Source organism: Streptomyces sp. NPDC038213, assembly GCF_055600495.1.
The window spans coordinates 39,584-56,887 of the sequence record NZ_JBVJYM010000019.1 but is presented as its reverse complement, the minus strand read 5'-3'; the positions used below and the strand labels follow the sequence as shown (position 1 = coordinate 56,887).

General features: G+C 74.2%; 17 protein-coding genes. 8 read left to right on the top strand and 9 right to left on the bottom strand.

Annotated elements, in window-relative coordinates:
• Nucleotides 1–31 precede the first annotated feature (31 nt).
• Nucleotides 32–286 (bottom strand): hypothetical protein, encoded by a 255-nt coding sequence (locus tag ACZ7JZ_RS23900; RefSeq protein WP_470942666.1) that lies wholly within the window; start codon nucleotides 284–286, stop codon nucleotides 32–34.
• 268 nt (nucleotides 287–554) lie between these two features.
• Between ACZ7JZ_RS23900 and ACZ7JZ_RS23895 the strand changes: the two genes are divergently transcribed.
• A complete protein-coding gene (locus ACZ7JZ_RS23895; RefSeq protein ID WP_470942664.1) occupies nucleotides 555–1,286 on the top strand; it encodes a DUF998 domain-containing protein in 732 nt (243 codons plus the stop codon).
• 35 nt (nucleotides 1,287–1,321) lie between these two features.
• Nucleotides 1,322–1,828 (top strand): NUDIX hydrolase, encoded by a 507-nt coding sequence (locus ACZ7JZ_RS23890; protein ID WP_470942662.1) that lies wholly within the window; start codon nucleotides 1,322–1,324, stop codon nucleotides 1,826–1,828.
• Between the two features lie 149 nt (nucleotides 1,829–1,977).
• Here the strand turns inward: ACZ7JZ_RS23890 and ACZ7JZ_RS23885 are convergent, their stop codons facing one another.
• The 7 genes from ACZ7JZ_RS23885 to ACZ7JZ_RS23855 form a co-directional block, all read right to left on the bottom strand.
• Complete coding sequence (locus tag ACZ7JZ_RS23885) at nucleotides 1,978–5,037, bottom strand: tetratricopeptide repeat protein (protein WP_470942661.1); 3,060 nt, start codon at nucleotides 5,035–5,037, stop codon at nucleotides 1,978–1,980.
• A gap of 43 nt (nucleotides 5,038–5,080) precedes the next feature.
• Nucleotides 5,081–5,434, bottom strand: a complete 354-nt coding sequence (locus tag ACZ7JZ_RS23880; protein ID WP_470942660.1) for a hypothetical protein — start codon at nucleotides 5,432–5,434, stop codon at nucleotides 5,081–5,083.
• A 238-nt stretch (nucleotides 5,435–5,672) separates the two neighbouring features.
• Nucleotides 5,673–5,903, bottom strand: a complete 231-nt coding sequence (locus ACZ7JZ_RS23875) for a hypothetical protein (RefSeq protein WP_470942658.1) — start codon at nucleotides 5,901–5,903, stop codon at nucleotides 5,673–5,675.
• Entirely contained in the window at nucleotides 5,900–6,229 is a 330-nt protein-coding gene (locus ACZ7JZ_RS23870; protein ID WP_470942657.1) for a DUF6233 domain-containing protein, read from the bottom strand. Before ACZ7JZ_RS23870 ends, ACZ7JZ_RS23875 begins: the two co-directional genes overlap by 4 nt.
• 5 nt (nucleotides 6,230–6,234) lie before the next feature.
• Nucleotides 6,235–6,414 carry a hypothetical protein gene (locus ACZ7JZ_RS23865; RefSeq protein WP_470942656.1) on the bottom strand — a complete coding sequence of 60 codons (180 nt, stop codon included), beginning with the start codon at nucleotides 6,412–6,414 and terminating at the stop codon, nucleotides 6,235–6,237.
• A gap of 126 nt (nucleotides 6,415–6,540) precedes the next feature.
• On the bottom strand, nucleotides 6,541–6,894 hold the full coding sequence (locus tag ACZ7JZ_RS23860; protein WP_470942654.1) for a hypothetical protein: 354 nt from the start codon (nucleotides 6,892–6,894) through the stop codon (nucleotides 6,541–6,543).
• On the bottom strand, nucleotides 6,860–7,117 hold the full coding sequence (locus tag ACZ7JZ_RS23855; RefSeq protein WP_470942652.1) for a hypothetical protein: 258 nt from the start codon (nucleotides 7,115–7,117) through the stop codon (nucleotides 6,860–6,862). The genes ACZ7JZ_RS23860 and ACZ7JZ_RS23855 overlap by 35 nt, the downstream gene beginning before the upstream one ends.
• A 170-nt stretch (nucleotides 7,118–7,287) precedes the next feature.
• Between ACZ7JZ_RS23855 and ACZ7JZ_RS23850 the strand changes: the two genes are divergently transcribed.
• The 5 genes from ACZ7JZ_RS23850 to ACZ7JZ_RS23830 all read left to right on the top strand — a co-directional run bounded on the left by ACZ7JZ_RS23850 (nucleotide 7,288) and on the right by ACZ7JZ_RS23830 (nucleotide 14,384).
• Nucleotides 7,288–7,797, top strand: a complete 510-nt coding sequence (locus tag ACZ7JZ_RS23850; RefSeq protein WP_470942651.1) for a hypothetical protein — start codon at nucleotides 7,288–7,290, stop codon at nucleotides 7,795–7,797.
• 219 nt (nucleotides 7,798–8,016) lie between these two features.
• Nucleotides 8,017–10,362 (top strand): thioester reductase domain-containing protein, encoded by a 2,346-nt coding sequence (locus ACZ7JZ_RS23845; protein WP_470942650.1) that lies wholly within the window; start codon nucleotides 8,017–8,019, stop codon nucleotides 10,360–10,362.
• Nucleotides 10,363–10,479: 117 nt separating this feature from the next.
• Entirely contained in the window at nucleotides 10,480–10,971 is a 492-nt protein-coding gene (locus tag ACZ7JZ_RS23840) for a hypothetical protein (RefSeq protein WP_470942649.1), read from the top strand.
• A 546-nt stretch (nucleotides 10,972–11,517) separates the two neighbouring features.
• Complete coding sequence (locus ACZ7JZ_RS23835; RefSeq protein WP_470942647.1) at nucleotides 11,518–13,149, top strand: PE-PGRS family protein; 1,632 nt, start codon at nucleotides 11,518–11,520, stop codon at nucleotides 13,147–13,149.
• Nucleotides 13,146–14,384, top strand: a complete 1,239-nt coding sequence (locus ACZ7JZ_RS23830) for an NAD(P)-dependent oxidoreductase (protein WP_470942646.1) — start codon at nucleotides 13,146–13,148, stop codon at nucleotides 14,382–14,384. Before ACZ7JZ_RS23835 ends, ACZ7JZ_RS23830 begins: the two co-directional genes overlap by 4 nt.
• On the opposite strand, the gene ACZ7JZ_RS23825 is transcribed toward ACZ7JZ_RS23830, so the two are convergent.
• Entirely contained in the window at nucleotides 14,356–15,636 is a 1,281-nt protein-coding gene (locus ACZ7JZ_RS23825; protein WP_470942644.1) for a GTP pyrophosphokinase, read from the bottom strand. The genes ACZ7JZ_RS23830 and ACZ7JZ_RS23825 overlap by 29 nt on opposite strands.
• A 365-nt stretch (nucleotides 15,637–16,001) precedes the next feature.
• On the opposite strand from ACZ7JZ_RS23825, the gene ACZ7JZ_RS23820 reads away from it, so the two are divergent.
• The gene (locus ACZ7JZ_RS23820; RefSeq protein WP_470942643.1) at nucleotides 16,002–17,270 is read left to right on the top strand and encodes an MFS transporter; all 1,269 of its coding nucleotides are present in this window, start codon (nucleotides 16,002–16,004) and stop codon (nucleotides 17,268–17,270) included.
• The last annotated feature ends 34 nt before the right edge of the window (nucleotides 17,271–17,304 follow it).

The following is a 17,304-nucleotide window of genomic DNA, read 5'->3' as shown; positions in this document are numbered from 1 at the left end:
TCCCCGTCATCGTCCCTGTGTCCGTCCCCGCTCATGCCGCCGAGGCCCAGTCCCCGCCGCGGGCCGAGGCCCGGGCCCTGGCTGCGCGGCGGAGCTCCACGAGGTCGGCGTGGGAGTGCCCCGGCTGCGTCCAGTACGGGTGGGCGTACAGCAGGCGGAGGTTCTCGATCAGCTCGTACCGCAGGTTCGCGGTGTGGTCTATGTGCGGCCGGGCGAGGGCGGCGTACGCCTGGAGCACCCGGATCTGGGTGAGCAGGAGGTCGTCGGGAAAGGTTGTGCGCTCCATGAGTCGATTAGGCCAGGTGTTCGATTTCCGGCGCAAGCCGATTCACTCGGACGGGGTGCCGGGGTGGTCGGGCCGCTTGGCGGCGAAGTCCGATAGCGGTGAGCAGCCGCCGAACCCTCGGTGCGCTCCCGTAGTAGCCGTTCCGCGGAATGGAGAGTGGATAGGTACTGGACAGTCTAGTTCTCATTTAAGTACTGTACCGTCTAGTTCCTAAGTTCTTCCGGTTCCCGTTGTGGCGCGCACGCACGCCAGAAGAGGAAGGCACCCCATGACCCAGACGCAGACCCAGAACCCTGCCCGGACGCGTACCCCCGGCACGCCCGGCACGGGCCGAACCACCGCCCCCATCCCCGCCCTCGCCGCAGTCGGCGCCGTCGTCGCCGGGCCGCTGTTCCTCGGGGCGGGGCTCGTGCAGGGCCTGGTACGCGACGGGTTCGACTTCTCGCGCAACGCCCTCAGCCAGCTCAGCCTGGGCGGGCCCGGCTGGATACAGGTCGCCCTCTTCGTGCTGACCGGCGGGCTGCTCATCGCCGGCGCGGCCGGGCTGCGGCAGCTCCTGCGGGGAGCGCCCGGCGGTACGTGGGCCCCGCGGCTGATCGGGGTCTTCGGGATCTCGTTCCTGTTCGCCGCGGTCTTCCCCGCCGATCCGGGCGCGGGCTTCCCCGCCGGCGCCCCCGAGGCGGCGGCCACCACGCTGAGCACCTCCGGCGTGCTGCACATGCTCAGCGGAATGGTGGGCTACCTCGCGCTCTGCGCCGCCTTCCTCGTGTTCGCCCGCCACTTCGCCGCGGCGGGCGGCCGCCGCGGCCACGCCCTCGCCTGCCGACTCGTCCCGCTCGGGATCCTCGCCGGATTCGCCAGCTCCGGCGCCACCGTGCTCGCCTTCACGGCGGGGGCCGGGCTCGGCCTGCTGGCCCTCGCCGCGGTCGCCGCCCGGCTGCGGGCCGACGTACGGGGACTGGCCGACGTACGGGCGGCGGGTCCGGCGCGCATTTCATGATCGACAGGGCTGCGGGGCGCTGGCAGGCTGGGCGGATGCGGATACCCAGACAGGCGGCCAGAGTCGCCGTGCTCAGCCCCGGAGGCTCGGTCTTCATGTTCCGGTACGACAACACGGAGGTCGGGGTCCACTGGGCCATGCCCGGCGGCGGCACGGACCCGGGGGAGTCCCCCTTGGAAGCGGCCCGCCGCGAGCTCCGCGAGGAGACCGGCTGGACCGACATCGACCTCGGCGGCACCGGCGCCGGCGCTGCACCCGCCCCCGTCCTCTGCCTGTGGGAGCACGATTTCACCCGGGCCGGGATCCCCGTACGCCAGCACGAGCACATCTACCTCGCCTACGGACCGCACCGCGACCCCGTCGGCGACCTCGCGGGCGCGCACGCGGAGGACCGGATCCTGCGCTGGCGCTGGTGGTCGCCGCAGGAACTCGCCACCGCCACCGAGGCCCTCTGGCCGCCACAACTCCCCGAACTCCTCGCGGCCGTCCGGCGGGACGGGCCGCCCGCGGCACCGGTCGACCTGGGGTACGTCGGGACGTAGCCGTACGGGACCGGGGCCGCGGGCGGCTCCGGTCGGCAGCTGCCCGCCGCCCTGGTCCGCGTCCCCGAGGTCGAGGGCAGCTTCCCGGAGCGGGAGACCCCGGCAGGCGCCGAAGACGACGTGGCTGCTGACACCGCACCTGACGCCGCTCACGCATGACCGCCGCCCGACGATCCGGTCGTCATCCCTGCCTCTCTCCGCCAGAGGTCGAGATTCTGCCGAACGATCTGCACGTCGGCGTCGTACGGTCCCGCCACTCGCACCATCGAGTGCAGGAGGTCGGCGAAGGCCCGTGCGGCTCCGGCGGCGTCCCCGGACTCTCCCTGCCAGGTGGCGAGGTTGTTCCGGGTGGTGAAGGTGATGGGGTGGTCCTCGCCCAGCACCCGCACGGTGGACCGCAGGAGGTCGGTGAGGGCCCGTACGGCTGCGGCCGGGTCCCCGGCCCGCCCTCGCCAAGTGGCCAGGTTGCCCCGGGTGATGAGGGTGTCGGGGTGGTCTTCGCCCAGTACCTGCACCTGGGAGTGCAGGAGGTCGGCGAAGGCCCGCGCGGCTCCGGCCGGGTCCCCGGCCTCGCCTTGCCAGGTGGCGAGGTCGCTTCGGGTGATGAGGGTGTCGGGGTGGTCTTCGCCCAGTACCTGCACCTGGGAGTGCAGGAGGTCGGCGAAGGCCCGCGCGGCTGCGGCCGCGTTCCCGGCCTCGGCCTGCCAGGTGGCGAGGTTGCCCCGGGTGGTCAGGGTGTCGGGGTGGTCGGGGCCCAGTACCCGCACGGTGGGCTCGAGGAGGTCGGCGAAGGCCTGTGCTGCTGCGGCTGCGTCCCCGGCCTCTCCCAGCCAGGAGGCCAGGTTGCCCCGGGTGGTGAGGGTGGTGGGGTGGTCTTCACCCAGTACCCGCACGGTGGGCTCGAGGAGGTCGGCGAAGGCCTGTGCTGCTGCGGCCGCGTCCCCGGCCTCTCCCAGCCAGGAGGCCAGGTTGCCCCGGGTGGTCAGGGTCGTGGGGTGGTCCTCGCCCAGTACCCGCACCATGGAGTGCAGGAGGTCGGTGAGGGCCCGTACGGCTGCGGCCGGGTCCCCGGCCCGGCCCTGCCAGGAGGCGAGGTTGTTCCGGGTGGTGAGGGTGTCGGGGTGGTCTGCACCCAGTACCCGGATCCGGTCTGCCAAGAGCTCGCTGAGGGCGAGTACGGCTCCGGCCGCGTCCCCGGCTTCGCCCTGCCAGTTGGCGACGTTGTTCCGGGTGGTCAGGGTCGTGGGGTGGTCTCTGCCCAGAGCCCTCACCATGGACTGGAGGAGGTCGGTGAGGGCTTGGGCGGCGCCGGCCGTATCCCCTGCCCGTCCCCGCCAGACGGCGAGGTTGTTCCGGGTGGCGAAGGTGTTGGGGTGGTCTTCGCCCAGGACCCGTACCGCGGACTTCAGGAGGTCGGCGAAGGCCTGTGCGGCTCCGGCCGCGTCCCCTGCCTCCCCTTGCCAGTAGGCGAGGTTCGCCTGGGCCGTGAGGGCGTCCGGGTGGTCTTCGCCCAGGCTGCTGCCCGTGGCGGCAGTGAGCTGGCGGAAGTGGGTGATCGCGGCGGCAACCTGTCCGGATTCGCCGAGGCTGCGGCCGTAGAGGTGGAGCACCCCGTGGACGTCGGGGAAGTGCAGGGCGCCTTGGGCGTGGCGGGTGACGGCGTCGGTGTTGGTACGCAGCGTCTGTCCGAGGTCGGTGTCGCGTTCGATGGCGGGCCAGGCGGTCGAGAGGGCGTCGGCGGCGGTGCGGGCGGTGTGGTGGAGCTGGTCGGGGGTGAGGGTGTCGCGGGTGGCCCGCTGGATCAGCTGGTGGACGCGGACGGCTTTGCGGGGGGTACCGGGCTGGTGGTCGACGAGGCTCAGCCTGTCCAGGGCGCGCAGGGCCCGTACGGCGTCTGCGGGGGAGACGGGGGAGACGGGGGTGTCGGGGGAGTCGGGGGCCGGCTGCGCTCTGGCCTGCTGCGGGTCGGCCGCTGTGGTGCGGTGGGCGGAGAGGTGGTCGAGGACTGCCGGGCTGGTGAGGACGTCCTGGGGGATGCCGTTGGCGTCGAGGAGGGCGGTGAGGTGGAGCATGGGGCGGGCCAGGCCGGCCGGGCGGAGGGCGTCGGCGCGGTCCACGGAGAGGGACCAGGCGGCGGCCAGTGCGGTGGCCTGTTCGTCGGGGAGGGCTTCGGGGGTGAGGTGGTCGAGCGTGGTGGCGCGGTCGGCCAGCAGCTGCCGGTAGGCGGCCGCGGTGTCACCGGAGTCGACGAGGTACGCGGCGGCCTGTGCCAGGGCCAGGGGGAGGTGCCCGAGGTCGTGGGCGAGGGCGGTGAGCTCGCGGTCGGGCTCGGTGCGGCCCTGGGCGGTGAGGGCGGCGGTGAGGTAGGCCAGGGACTCCGCCGGGGTGAACAGGCCGACCTCGATCCGGCGCCGCCCCTCCCCGAAGAGCGCCGCGTCGCGGCGGTGGGTGGTCACGAGCGTCCGGCCGTCCGGGCTGGCCGGAGGCCACAGGCTGCAGCGGCGGGCGGGGTCACCGGGGTTGAGCACCAGGTCGCCCGGGTCGGCGACGTCGTCGAGGACGATCAGCCACCGGCACGGCCGCTGCCCGGACTTGGGAGCCAGCCACGCCAGGAACTGCCTGGCCGCCCGCTCAGGATCCTCCGGATCGGCCCGGCACAACTCGACCCCCGCCTGCGCGAAACCGCTCACCACCGCCGACCGGGCACTCGCCGTCACCCACACCAGCACGTCCAGACCGCCGTCGGCCCAGGCCGCGCGGGCGTAGTCGGCGGCCAGCTGGGTCTTCCCGACCCCGCCCATCCCGACCAGCACCTGCGACAGCACCGCCGTACCCCCGCTGTCGACCGCCGCCCGCAGCCGGTCGGCCTCGACCCGGTGCTGGAACGACCGTGCCGTGGACGGGACCACACCCACCTGGTGCGGCCAGGGCGCCGGCTCATACGCGGGGCCCTGCTGCACGGTGAGCGTGTCGATGTTCATCTGGTGGACGTAGCCGGTGTTGACGAGCGCGCCGTCCGCGCCGGTGGCGTCCCCGGTTCCGGACACCTGCACGGTGCTCGGGGCGCTGCCGCCTCCGGGTACGGGGCCCCGGTAACCGGTCGTCGCGGTGGCCGCGGACGCGGCGGTGGCGTCCCCGGTGCCGGTCGCGCTGATCGCCGGACCGGCGGTTCGTGCCGGTGCCCGCCGGTCGTTGTCTTTCCTGCCCACGCGGTCTGTCTCCCCCTGTCCCTGCCCGCTGTCGGTGCGGACGTCAGCTGTAGTCGACGCCTGTGCTCGCACTGCTGCCGGCCCCGTCGGCCCTGGCCCTGCCGGTGTTCTCCGCCTTCGCCGAGCCGCTGCCCCGGCCCCCGGGGCGCGTGACGCCGGTGCGGGCCGTGCCTCCGGCGGTGGCCTCCGCGTCCCCGGTCCCGGTCGCGCTGTCGTCGGCGCGGTTCGCCGCCTGCTGGAACAGAGCCCAGACCAGGGCGGCGACACCGGCCGCGGCCTGCACGGTGGCCCCGGTCAGCTGCCCCGCGTTGGGCCCGTCCAGCAGCCAGAGCAACGGCGTCGAGACCACCAGCACCACCGCCACCACGATCACCGTGGTCTTCCATCCCCGCGACACAGCAGAACCCCCTCGTCCGCAAAACACCCGCCCGCCAGCTCATCTGACGGCCAGCCATCTTGAATTCTCGCGCAGCCCTCACCCGGCACCAGGTGAACGCAGCATCCCGCCGTCCTCGTTCCCCTGCCCGGCCACCGAGCCGAGGGAGACGAGCGCTGCCTCCTCACGTACGCAGCCGTCGTCCTCGTACTCGTCGGTCCTGCGTCTCCTCTCCGGCGGGATCCGCAGGAACGCCGGTTCAGGCGGGGCCGCTGCCGTGCGGGGACCAGACCGCGGGGCCGCCGCCGCGCCACTCGATCAGCAGCGGGTCGTCCAGCCGTACGTCGTCGGGGTCCAGCCCCGCGCGGCGCAGGAACTCCAGGAGGTCGGCGGGGCCGTGGGCACGGCCGAGGTAAGCGCCGCCGACCCGGACGCGCCGGCCGCCCCCGGCGTCGGGCGGCTGGACGACGACGTGCGGGCGGCCGGTCACTCCAGGATCCCGAGGGCGGTGTCCGGACGGCAGTGGACACAGGCCCGCACCCCTGCTGCCAGCAGTCGGCGGGCCTCAGCGGCGTCGACGGGGGCGGGGTGCCTGCCGAGGTCCCAGCAGTCGCCTGCGTGCACGCTGACGACGGGCCGGCCCGCGCCGATGCCCCGCTCGACCACCCACGCGGGAGCCTCCCGTACGACGGGGCGACGGGCGTCGCTCTCGCGGGCCGCGGCCTCCGCCAGGGCGTTCTCGGCGCGGCCCAGCTCTCCCCGGAGGTAGTTCACCAGCGTCTGGAGGCGGGATCGGTCGGGCGGCAGTACGGACATCGGGATCAGCAGCCGTACGTGTTCCGGTGCCAGGCCTTGCAGGCCTCGCACAGCGGCGAGGCGCCCGGCCCGTAGCGGTGGCACCGCGTGCGGCAGCGCACGCACGGCCCCATCCGGTGCGCCCCCGGGGCGGCGGGCTGCGGAGGGACGGCGGGGGCCGGGGCGGGGGATGCGGGGGAGGTCATGGCGGTGCTCCTTGCCTTGGACCCCTCCACTCAAGCATATGTTCGATTTTTTCTGCCAGACCTGGACGGACGGCTTCGGCACACCGCTGTGACTGAGCGCGAAAGGTGGCCCTTGAGCCTGTCGCGCTACTCCGCGGGCGTGAGCCGCCAGGTGCCGTGTCGTACGTCGAGCGTGGCGGTGAGGTCGGCGCGTGGGAACGGGACGCCCAGCCGCCACGGGTCGGGCAGGGCGGCCAGCCCGATGGTGACCAGATCCCCGGTGGTGTTGACCAGGGCTCCGATCCAGTGGGGCGCGGTGCTGATCAGCTGCTCGGGCAGCCAGGTCTCGGGCTCGGGAACGCGCGAGGAGGGCTCCTCGACGAGTTCGGCCAGGGCGGTGCCGGCCAGCAGGGCCAGCAGCCGCGCCAGGACCGCGGCAGGTAGGCGGAGTCGCGGGTCTCCAACATCACGTAGCAGTCGTCGTGGCCCGAGACCAGACACGGGAGTCTCCCGAACGGCTCAGGAGCGGCTCGTCCATGCCGGTCGTGCCGAGCATGAGGGCGAGCTCGTCGAGCTGCTCCGGGGTCACGTCGGCGGGCACGTCGATCAGGGTCAGCTCGTACGGCGACCAGGTGCCGTCGAGTAGCCGGGGCAGGAGGTCGCGGTCCAGTACCAGGAACTCCTCGGCGAGTCCGTTCGTGCCGGGCCGTCCTACCTCGATCAATGCCCCACCCTGGAGAAACCGCCGACCGACCTGCCCATCCCGCACGTATCAATCATCGCCGCTCGGTCACAACCGCCCTCCTGTGCCGGCCGGAACTTCTGACAGCTACCAGGCGTAGAGGTTCATGAGCGGTGCGTGGTCGCCGTCAGTTGGGCGAGAAGGGGTGGGGAATGCCGGTACAGGGGCTGACGGAGCTGGCGGCGGCGGGTGGCGGGGCGGTCGTCCAGGCCGCGGGCACCGACGCATGGACGGGGCTGCGGCAGCGGGTGGGCGTGATCTTCGGCCGGGGTACCGGGGCGCGGGCGGCGGCCGAGCTCGAGCGCCTGGACCAGACCGCGCGGGTCCTTGTTCCGGGTGCCTCGGCCGACACCGCCGCCCAGCGGATCCGGCAGGAAGGCGTGTGGGCCGGACGGTTCGAGGCCCTGCTGGAGGGTCTCGACGAGGCCGGGCGGGAGCGCGCGGCCGGGGAACTGCGCGAGTTGCTGGCCTTCGTCGCCGCCTCGGCCGGTGATGCGGCCGTCGCGACCGGCGAGGCGGTCGCCCGTGACGGGGGCAGCGCAGTCACCGGGGTCAAGCGCACCGGCGGTCACCGGGCGGGGCCGACGCGGGCAGCGCACACCGGCAATGCGGAGGCCATCGGGCCGGGCTCCAGCGCCGTCAGCGGCATCGTCATCGAATGAATCGCATGAGGCGAACGGGCCGCGCCACGCCGCTGTAGCGGAGAGAGGAGACCAGCGGGCGGCGCGTACGGCATCGAGCCGATCGGGAAAGCGGGTGCGGGGCTTGAGGGCGGCCGGGGAACGACTTGGGCGGTTGGGGGTGGCTTGTATCCCTCTGGACGCCTTGTGCCCCGGTCCGTTGACTGGCGGGCGACGCGCTCACCGAGGGGGATGGTCCGAGTGTTACCCGATCACACGAGTCCCGGCCCGGCGCCCGCCCGCCCCGCGCCCGCCGGTTCCACACCCGCCCGCTCCACGCCCATCGGCAGCGCCCTGCCCGGGGTGCGGACCTACCTGCTCGACCTCTGGCTGCAGCCCGTCCCGGTCGGGGTCCTCGGCGAGCTGTACGTCGGCGGGCAGGAGGCCCGCGGATACCTCGGGCGGCCGGCGCTCACCGCCGAGCGGTTCGTCGCCGACCCGTACGGCCCGCCCGGTGCCCGGATGTACCGCACCGGGGACCTCGCCCGCTGGAACGCCCGGGGCCAGCTGGAGTACGGGGGCCGCACCGACACCCAGGTCAAGATCCGCGGCTTCCGCGTGGAACCGGGCGAGGTCGAAGCCGCCCTCACCGCCCACCCGCACGTGGACCGCGCCGCCGTCCTCACCCGGGACGCCCCGGGCGGACGGCACCTGGTCGCCTACGTGACGGGAGGGCGGCCCGACAGCGACGCAACCACCGCCGGCACCGCCGCCGACCTGCGGGCCTTCCTCGCCGCCCGGCTCCCCGCCTACATGGTCCCCGCAGCCTTCGTACCCCTGGACCGCCTCCCCCTCACGCCCAACGGCAAACTGGACCGCGCCGCCCTCCCGGCACCCGCACCCAGCCCTTCCGGCACCTACCGGGCCCCGCGCACCTCCCACGAGGAACTCCTCTGCACCCTCTTCGCAGAAGTCCTCGGCACCACGGAACCGGTGGGCGCCGAAGACGACTTCTTCGCCCTCGGCGGCCACTCCCTGCTGACGGTCCGCCTCCTGGCCCGCGTCCACGCCGAACTCGGCGTACGCCCCGCCGTCGGCGACTTCCTCACCGCACCCCGCCCGGCCGCCCTGGCCCGGCTGCTCCTCCCCGCCGCCGGGCACGGCGCCAGCGCCGCGCACCGCCCCCTGGTCCCCGCCTCGGAGGCGGACCTCGGACCCGCACTGCACTTCCCCGTCACCGCGGACTTCGGACCGCCGCCGCAGCACGTGCTGCTCACCGGGGCCACCGGCTTCGTCGGCGCCTTCCTGCTGCGCGAACTCCTGGCCCGCACCGGGGCGCACGTCCACTGCCTGGTGCGGGCGGACGGGGAGGGGGCGGCCGGGGAGCGGTCCGGGCGCGCCCGCCTGTACGCCGTGCTCGACTCGTACGGAATCGGCCCCGGCGCCGGCTGCTGGGGGGAGCGGGAGGCCGCGGACTGGCGGGAGCGCGTGCACATCGTGCCCGGCGACCTGGCGCGCGAGGGGCTCGGCATCGGAGCCGCGCGCTGGGAGGCGCTGCGCGAGGAGGTGGACACGATCGTCCACGCGGGCGCGCACGTCCACCACCTCTCCCCGTACGAGCGCCTGAAGCCGGCCAACGTCGGCGGCACCCGCACCCTGCTGCAGCTCGCGTCCGAGGGCCGCCCGAAGCGCTTCCACCACGTCTCCACCCTCGCCGTCCTCAACACGGCAGCCACCCCAACCACCCCAGCCACCTCAACGACCCCAACCACCCCGCCCGCCCCGCCCGAACTGACCGAGCACTCGCCCGCCTCCGCCTCCCGCCACGAGGCCTCCGACGGCTACGTAGCGAGCAAGTGGGTCGCCGACCTGATGGTCCAGGAGGCCGCCGCCCGCGGCGCGGCAGTCCGCATCTACCGGCTGGGCCGCATCTGGGCGGACTCGCAGCGGGGGGCCGTCAACGCCGACGACATGTTCTGCCGCCTCCTCCTCACCAGCGCCGCCCTCGGCTGCCACCCGCAGGGGAACGGACTCGGGGCGGACCTGCTCCCCGCCGACACCGCCGCCCGCGCCCTCGTATCCCTCGCCCTCGTCGGCGACACCCGCACGGACGCAGGTGCCCAGCCCCAGGACCCCCAGGACCCCCGGAATCCTCACACCCCCTGCCGAATCCACCACCTGCACCACCCCCGCCACCACTCCGCACGCGACTTCCTCGACGTACTCGACGCGCTGCGCGGGACCCGGTCGGAGGCGGTCGGCCTCGGAGAGTGGCTGCGCCGCCTCCGCCGGGCGAGCGACGCGGGCACCGGGAGCCGGACCGCCCTGCCGGACCTGCCGTTCCTCCCGTACCTCGACGTGTTCCAGCAGTACGTCGACCAGCCCGACGACCCGGCCACCGCGCACCGCCCCCCGGCGCCCCCGCAGCCCCCCGCCTACCGCAACGACTCGACCCTGCGCGCCCTGGACCGCCTCGGCGTGCCCGTACCCGACATCGACGACCGCATGATCCGGGACTTCTGGCGACGACAGGCGGAACGCACAGACCTTTCAACCGACTTAACCGGCGCGACCGATGCGACGGACTCCCCCGTGAACCAGCGGTAGCCCCGCACGGCCCGGTCCGTGAGCCAGGCGTGGACGCCACCGGTTGATCATGTGAAGATGCCGACCTCAGGCTGCTGCGCCTGCCCGCCCCGCCCCGCGCGAAAGACAGGTACCGGTATGCCGAGGACTTCCCTGAACGCCCGGCGGGTGCTGCCGGCGGCCCTCGCCGCGTGCGCGGCCGCCGGCGGTCTGACCTGGTGGGCGCTCCACGACCCCGTGCCGTACGAGCTGCACGGCTCACCGCAGGTCACGGTCGCCGTCAGCGCCGCCCGTTCCCAGTACCCCGACGCCCGCGCGCTGGCCGACGAGGCCGAACTCCTCCTCAAGGCGTACGTCCAGCGCCTCGCCGCCCGGGACGCGGAGGGCCTGGCCGAACTGGGCGCGCCCTGGTTCAAGGGCCGCGGCCCGGCCGCCCACGGCCTCGTGGCCCGCTACGGCGGCGAGGTCGCGACCGCGCCGGTCGAGGTCCTGGTCGCCGACCCGGTCGCCACCCACCTCGCAGCCGCCGAACTCCGCTTCAGCGACGGCCGCATGCAGCGCATGGAACTGTCCCGGGCGGACGGCATCTGGTACCTCCAACTCGGCACCGGCGACCCGGTCGCCCCCTGACGCCGGGCCCGCCGCCCGTTGGGCGATCATGAAGGTCGGAGCCGGGGCGGGAATCGGCCGGTCGGGGGAGGGGCGGGGGCGGAGATGTGCCGTAGCGGGGGTAGTGGGGGCGGCTGCGAGCATGTGGACTACGGGGCGCAGCTCGCCGGGTGGGGGCTGGAGGCGCTGGGTACGTGGTGGGTTCCCGGAGTGCGGGGGACCCGGGTGGTACGGCGGCTCTTCGAGCGCGTCGGTGACGGAGGCGGTGGGGGCGGCGGGGGGTACGTCGTATCCGTTGAGGAGGCGGCTCGGAGGGTTCTCGGGGCTGACGGCGGCGGGGAGTTCCTGTTCGCCTCCGGTGGGCGGGGCTGGCGGCGGGTCCGGTGTGCGGGTGCGGGTGAGGGGGCTGGTACGGGTACGGGGCTTGATGCGGTTCGGGTGGTCGGTGGTCTGCTCAGCGATCCCCGTATTGCCGAACCGTTGCTGGCCTCGGCCGATGGCGAGTGCGTCGTCTCCGTGCAGAGGGCGGAGGGGGACGGGGACGGGCAGGTTCGCCTTGTCGGTGGGGTGAGTGCCTGGATCGACGCCTCGGCGGAGGCTGCGGCGCGGGAGACCGCGGAGGAGCGGGCGGGTGTGTGGGCCGCCTTCCTCGCCATGGCCGCAGAGGAGGGCGCAGATGCGGGCGCGCCTGCGCCTGCGGGCAGTGGTCCCCGCTCCGCCGCCGCCCTGCACCAGGCCTGGGCCGAAGGGCTGATCCTCAGCCCCGCCGCCACCCCCCGGCCCGTACGCGAAGCCCTGCTGCACGGCTGTCCCAAGCTGCTGCACCTCCTTCCGCCGGACCAGGCCCTCGCGCTCGCGCTGGCCGCGCCGGACGCGAAGACCCGGCTGCACGTGGCCGAGCGCGGCGCCGAGCTCAGTCCCGCCCAGTGGACCCTGCTCCTCGGCACCGCAGCCACCGAACGCGAGCGCTGGCTCCTCGCCACCCTCGCCGTCGACACCCGGGCCCGCCTCGAAGGACCGGCCGCGGCCGCGCTCGCCGCCGACCCCTCCGCCCGCGTCCGCGCCGAAGCGGTCCGGATCCTGGGCCTGCCCGAGTCCGTCCTCCACGCCCTGGCCCGCGACCCCGAGACCCGCGTCCGCGCCTCCGCCTGCCACCGCGGCTGGCCGGTCCTGCCCGGCGTACTCCGGCAGGCCCTGCTCGCCGATCCGCAGCCCGCCGTACGGGCCGAGGCCCTCCTGCGCCACCACGAGACCGAGCCCCTGAGCCTCGACGCCTTCGCCGCACTCCGGGAGCAGGGCGCCGACCCCGCCTCCGCTCTCGAACGCGCCGCGGAGTCCTGCCTCCTCGCCCCCGAGCTCGTCGACCACCTCCTCGGCACCGGCGGGGCCCCGATCCGCACCGCCCTCGCCGGGAACCCGCGCCTCGCACCCGGGGCCGTGGCCCGGCTCGCCGCCGACGCCGACCCCGGCGTACGCCAAGTCACCGCCCTGCGGCCCGACCTCACCGAGGAGCAGCGGGCCGCGATACCCGTGGACGTGGACCCCCGTACGAGGTTCCGCACCCTCCCCTGGGTCGAGGAGCTGCACGGCGATCCCGAGGCGATGCGCCGCCTGTCCCGCTCCGCCCACGTGCTCGTCCGCCGCAGCGTGGCCCGCGCCCGTCGGCTGCCGCCCGAGGCCGTCCAGCGGCTGGCCTGGGATCCCGACCGGGTGGTGCAGCTGTTCCTCGCGGAGTCCTGCGAGGACGCGCCGGCGGAGATGCTGCTGCGGGTGTGGACCTGGTGGACGGGCAGCCTCTCCTCTCCGGGCCGCCCCCGCACGCACCCCAACTTTCCCCGGACCGGCCTGCTCCGGTACGCCGAAGACCTCCACGGCCGGATGCGGCAGCTCGCCCTCGACGATCCGGAGTCCACCCCGGAGCTCGTCGCCCGCTTCTCCCGCGACCGCGACCCCGAGGTACGCCGCCGCGCCGCCGCCGACCCGCGCCTGACCGCCGCCGACGCGGCCCGCCTGGCCGAGGACCCGGACAGCACCGTCCGCGCCACCGTCCTGTCCGACCGGCCGCTGCCCGCAGCGGTCCTGACCGCCTGCCTCCTCGACCCCGAGGAAGCCGCCCGAGCCGTACGCAACCCCGCCGTCCCCGCGTACGTCGCCCGGGCCCTGGCCGACCGCGTCCTCGACGGGTGGCGCAACGCGTGAGCACGGCCGACCCCGACCGCCGCCCGGCCCCTGCACCCGACCCGGCCCCTGCACCCGACCCGGCCCCTGCACCGGACCCGGTCCATGCCCCCGCCCGCACCTCCGCGCCCGCCCCCGGCCGGGTCCTCGTCGTGGATCCGGCCCTCGGGGAGGAGCAGGCGCTCGCGGAGCTGTCCGCGCTCGCCCGCCTCGGTCTGGAGCCGACGGTCAACCTGCGCCGGGTCGCGGACCCGGCCCTGCGCGCCCGGATCGGGGCGGCCTGGCACACCGTGGACTTCGACGGGTTCAGCGAAGCGGAAATCGCCCGCCACCTCGAGGACGGGGGCCGTGGCCACCACGCCCTGAAATGCCGGGCCGGGATCCCCCTCACCCGCGCCGTCCTCGACCGGGCCACCGCTCCCCACCTGGAAAGACGCCTGGTCCTGGCCGGACGGGCCGCCGCCGGATCCGACACCTTCGACCACGGCGCCGCCGAGCGCCTCGGCGTCGCCCTGCGCACCACACCCGGTGCCAACGCCTCCGCCGTCGCCGAACTGACCGTCGCCCTCATGCTCGACGCCCTGCGCGGGATCACCGCCCGCGACCGCGCCCTGCGCACCGGAACGTGGGGCTCCGCCCTCGCGGACCTACCGGCCGGCACCCTGGAGGGGGCGCGCGTCGGACTGATCGGCTCCGGCGCCGTCGCCCGCCGTACGGCCGGGCTCGTCCGGGCCTTCGGAGCCGACGTACGGGTCCTCGGCTCCCCGCGGTTCACCCCGGAGCGCGCCGCCGGCTGGCCCGCCCGACGGGTCGACTCCCTCGGCGAACTGCTCGCCACCTGCGAGGTCGTCTCCGTGCACGTCCCGGCGACCCCCGAGACCGCCGGTCTCATCGGGGCCGCCGAACTGCGCCTGATGCTGCCGGGCTCGGTGCTCGTCAACACCTCGCGCGCCAGCGTCGTACGCGAGGACGCACTCGACGCCGCCCTGCGCGAGCCCGGCCGGGGGCCCGCGCGGGCGGCGGTCGACGTCTTCGACAGGGAGGGGCCGCAGTTCTCCTCACCGCTGGCCGGCAATCCGTACTGCACCCTGTCCCCGCACGTGGCCGGAATGACCCGGGCCGCCATGCGGACGGCCTCGGCCCGGCTGCTGGAGGAGTTCGCCCGCTTCGCCGCCGATCACGGCCCCTTCGAAGGCGGCTCCCCCCTCCGCTCAGCCGGTCCGGCCGTCACGCGGGCGGGGCGAGCCACTCCCTGACGGCCTGCTCCTGCTCGGGGCTCGGTGTGAGCACGCCCTGGATCCTCTTCAACGTCCCCTCCGTGTACGTATCGCGGATCTCCCCGGCGGTGAGCGGGCCCGTCAGCTTTCCGGAGAGCAGGAGCGACTTGGCGATGTAGTCGAGGTGCGAGCGGGACACCGGCCGCTCCTCGCTGCCGAGTTCGCGGGCCCGCCGTACGAGCTCGTTGACCCGGCCCATCTTGGTGAGCGTCCGGTCCCCCCAGTCCAGGGCCAGGGAGGCCTCGGCCAGCTGCCGGTACGCGGACACCAGGCAATCGCCCGGAATGAGGGGGAACCCCCGGTCGACCTGCTTCAGGGCCAGCGCCGCCTCCGGCACCCCCTGCGCGGGCTTCGCCTCCGCCGCCATCGCCGAGGCGTCGAAATCCTTCGGGAGCACGTACGACGGAGGGGCGGAACTCACCCGGGCAGCCGGGACCGCGGCCGCCAGCAGCGATTTGAAGGAACCGAATCCGAGCCATCCCTGGCTGACTTCCTGGCCGAATTCGCGCGTCAATTCCCACGCCAGGCTGGCGAGGTCGATCGGGCGCAGCAGATTGTCGACGCGGTCGCGCAGGTACTCCGCCGCTGCGTCGCGCACGGCGACCTCGCCTGTGGACGGGGCCTCCCGCTCCTCGGCGTCCGCCTCCCCGGCCGGGGCCGAGTCGAGGTTCTCGCTCGAAAAGCTGTCGAGGGCCTCGCGCAGGTCCTGCGCGATATCGTCCACCGTCGCCAGCAGGTCGGCCATGCGGCGGCTGAGGGTCTCGACCAGGGCCGGCGGCGTACTCCCGGGCTTGTACGTGTCCTCGTGCGTCAGCTCGCCCCAGCCGTCCTGGAGGATCGTGCGCACCTGGAGCTCGCAGGTCACGACCTTGCGCTTGAGGCCGCACGGCACGGACGTGCACAGATTGATGTGGAGGGCGCGGTAGCCGCTCTCCTTGGGATCCTTCGCATAATCGCGGTAGGAATCCGCTTGCTGTTCCAGTACGGGCTCGGTGTCTCCCGCGTGGACCTCCAGCGAACGCATGATTTCCATGACCCGCTGCGCATCGGACTTGTTGTTGCACGTCACCCGGACGCCGACCAGGTCGTCGATGACGGCCGGGATATCGGCGAGGGAGCTGATCCGGTCCCGGTATTTCGGCAGTTCGAGCTTGCGCCAGACCCGCTCACGGCTCTTCACCCGCCCGCCGGAGACCCGTACGCGGACCCGCTCCACCTCCCGCATCTCCATGTTCAAATGCTCGTTCAAGGCATTGATGGCCGCGTCTTTCGCGGGCTCGAGGAATTTCTTCGCGTGCTCTTCGTACCAAGTCCGAAATTCGTCGTACGTGAACGAGGAATCCCCCACCTTGACTCCTTGCGAGAAGCTGTACTGGTGCGACGTGATCAGGATAGGAGACGGGTCTGACATCGGCCGGGTATTCACAGGACTTGACGGAAGTCCGCAGAAGTCCGCAAGAACGGATACAGCCGTCGGGACGGCGCCCCGACCGTCCCCCCTCCGCCAGCACCCCACCCCCTCGCCCCCGAAATCAGTGCTATAATCACCACGTTGGCCTTCGGCGCTCCCACCCGGTGCGTTCGGAGGCTTTTTTCATGCCTTCACACCACCACCGCACCCCTGCACCCCACCCTGCACCCACCCCCGCCCCCGAAGTCGCATCCGCATCCGCACCCGCATCCCCACCCCCCGGCTACCGCGCCCTCCTTCGCACCCGCGAGTTCGCAGGCCTCTACCTCGGCTTCGCCCTGACCGTCGCCGCCACCACCCTGTCCGGCTTCGCGCTCGGCACCCTGGTCAACCAGCAGACCCGCTCGCCCTTCCTGACGGCGATCAGCATGTACGGCGCCACCTTCGCCACCGTGCTCGGCGCCCTCACCCTCATGTCCGTCGCCGACGGCCGCCGCCCCCGGCGGACCCTCCTCGCCCTCCAGACCGTCTCCCTGGCGGGCGTCGCCGCGCAGGCCGTCCCCGGGCTGCCGCTGGCCGCGCGCTTCGGACTGCTCCTCGTCCTCGGGTTCTTCCAGTCCCTGGGCACCGGCACCCGGATGGGGCTGCTCGCCGAGGTCGTACCGGCCTCCGCGTACGTGCCCGCGCGCTCCCTGATGAACGTGACCTCGGGAGGCGTGGCGATCCTCGGCTTCGCGCTGGGCGCCGCACTCCTGCGCCACCTGAGCCCGCAGCAGCTGTTCGCACTCGCCGCCGCCCTCACCGCACTCGCCCTCGCCGTCACCGCCGCGACCGTCCGCGAGCACTCCATCCGCCTCACCCGGCGCCCCGGCCTGCGCCAGACCTGGGACACCAACGCCGCCCTCTTCTCCCGGCCCGGAAACCGGGCCCTCCTACTGAACCTCTGGGTCCCCAACGGCCTGATCGTCGGCTGCGAGGCGCTGTTCATCTCCTACGACCCCCAGCACGCCGGGCTCCTCCTCGCCGCCGGATCGGCCGGAATGCTCCTCGGCGACCTGGCGGTCGGCCGGCTCCTCACCGCGGAACGCCGCCGCCGCTGCGCCTTCGCACTCCGCCTGCTGCTCGCCGTACCGTTCCTGCTGTTCGCCGCCGAACCGCCGACGGTCCTCGCCGCCGTCGCGGTGTTCGCCGCCGGCGCGGGCTTCGCCGCCACCCTCCCCCTCCAGGAACAGCTCCTCGCCCTCACCCCGGAACCGGTCCGCGGCCAGGTCCAGGGCGTCGAATCCGCCGGCCGCATGACCTGGCAGGGCATCGGCGCCGCCCTCGCCGGAGCCCTGGCCCAGCACACCGGCCCGGCCACCGCCATCACCGCCGCCGCAGCCCTCTCCCTCACCCTGACCGTCCTCACCCGCCCCGCCGTCACCCGCGCCCACCGGGTCGCACCCGACGCCTGACACGGCCGTGGGCGGGGCCGTGCGGTTTGCCGCG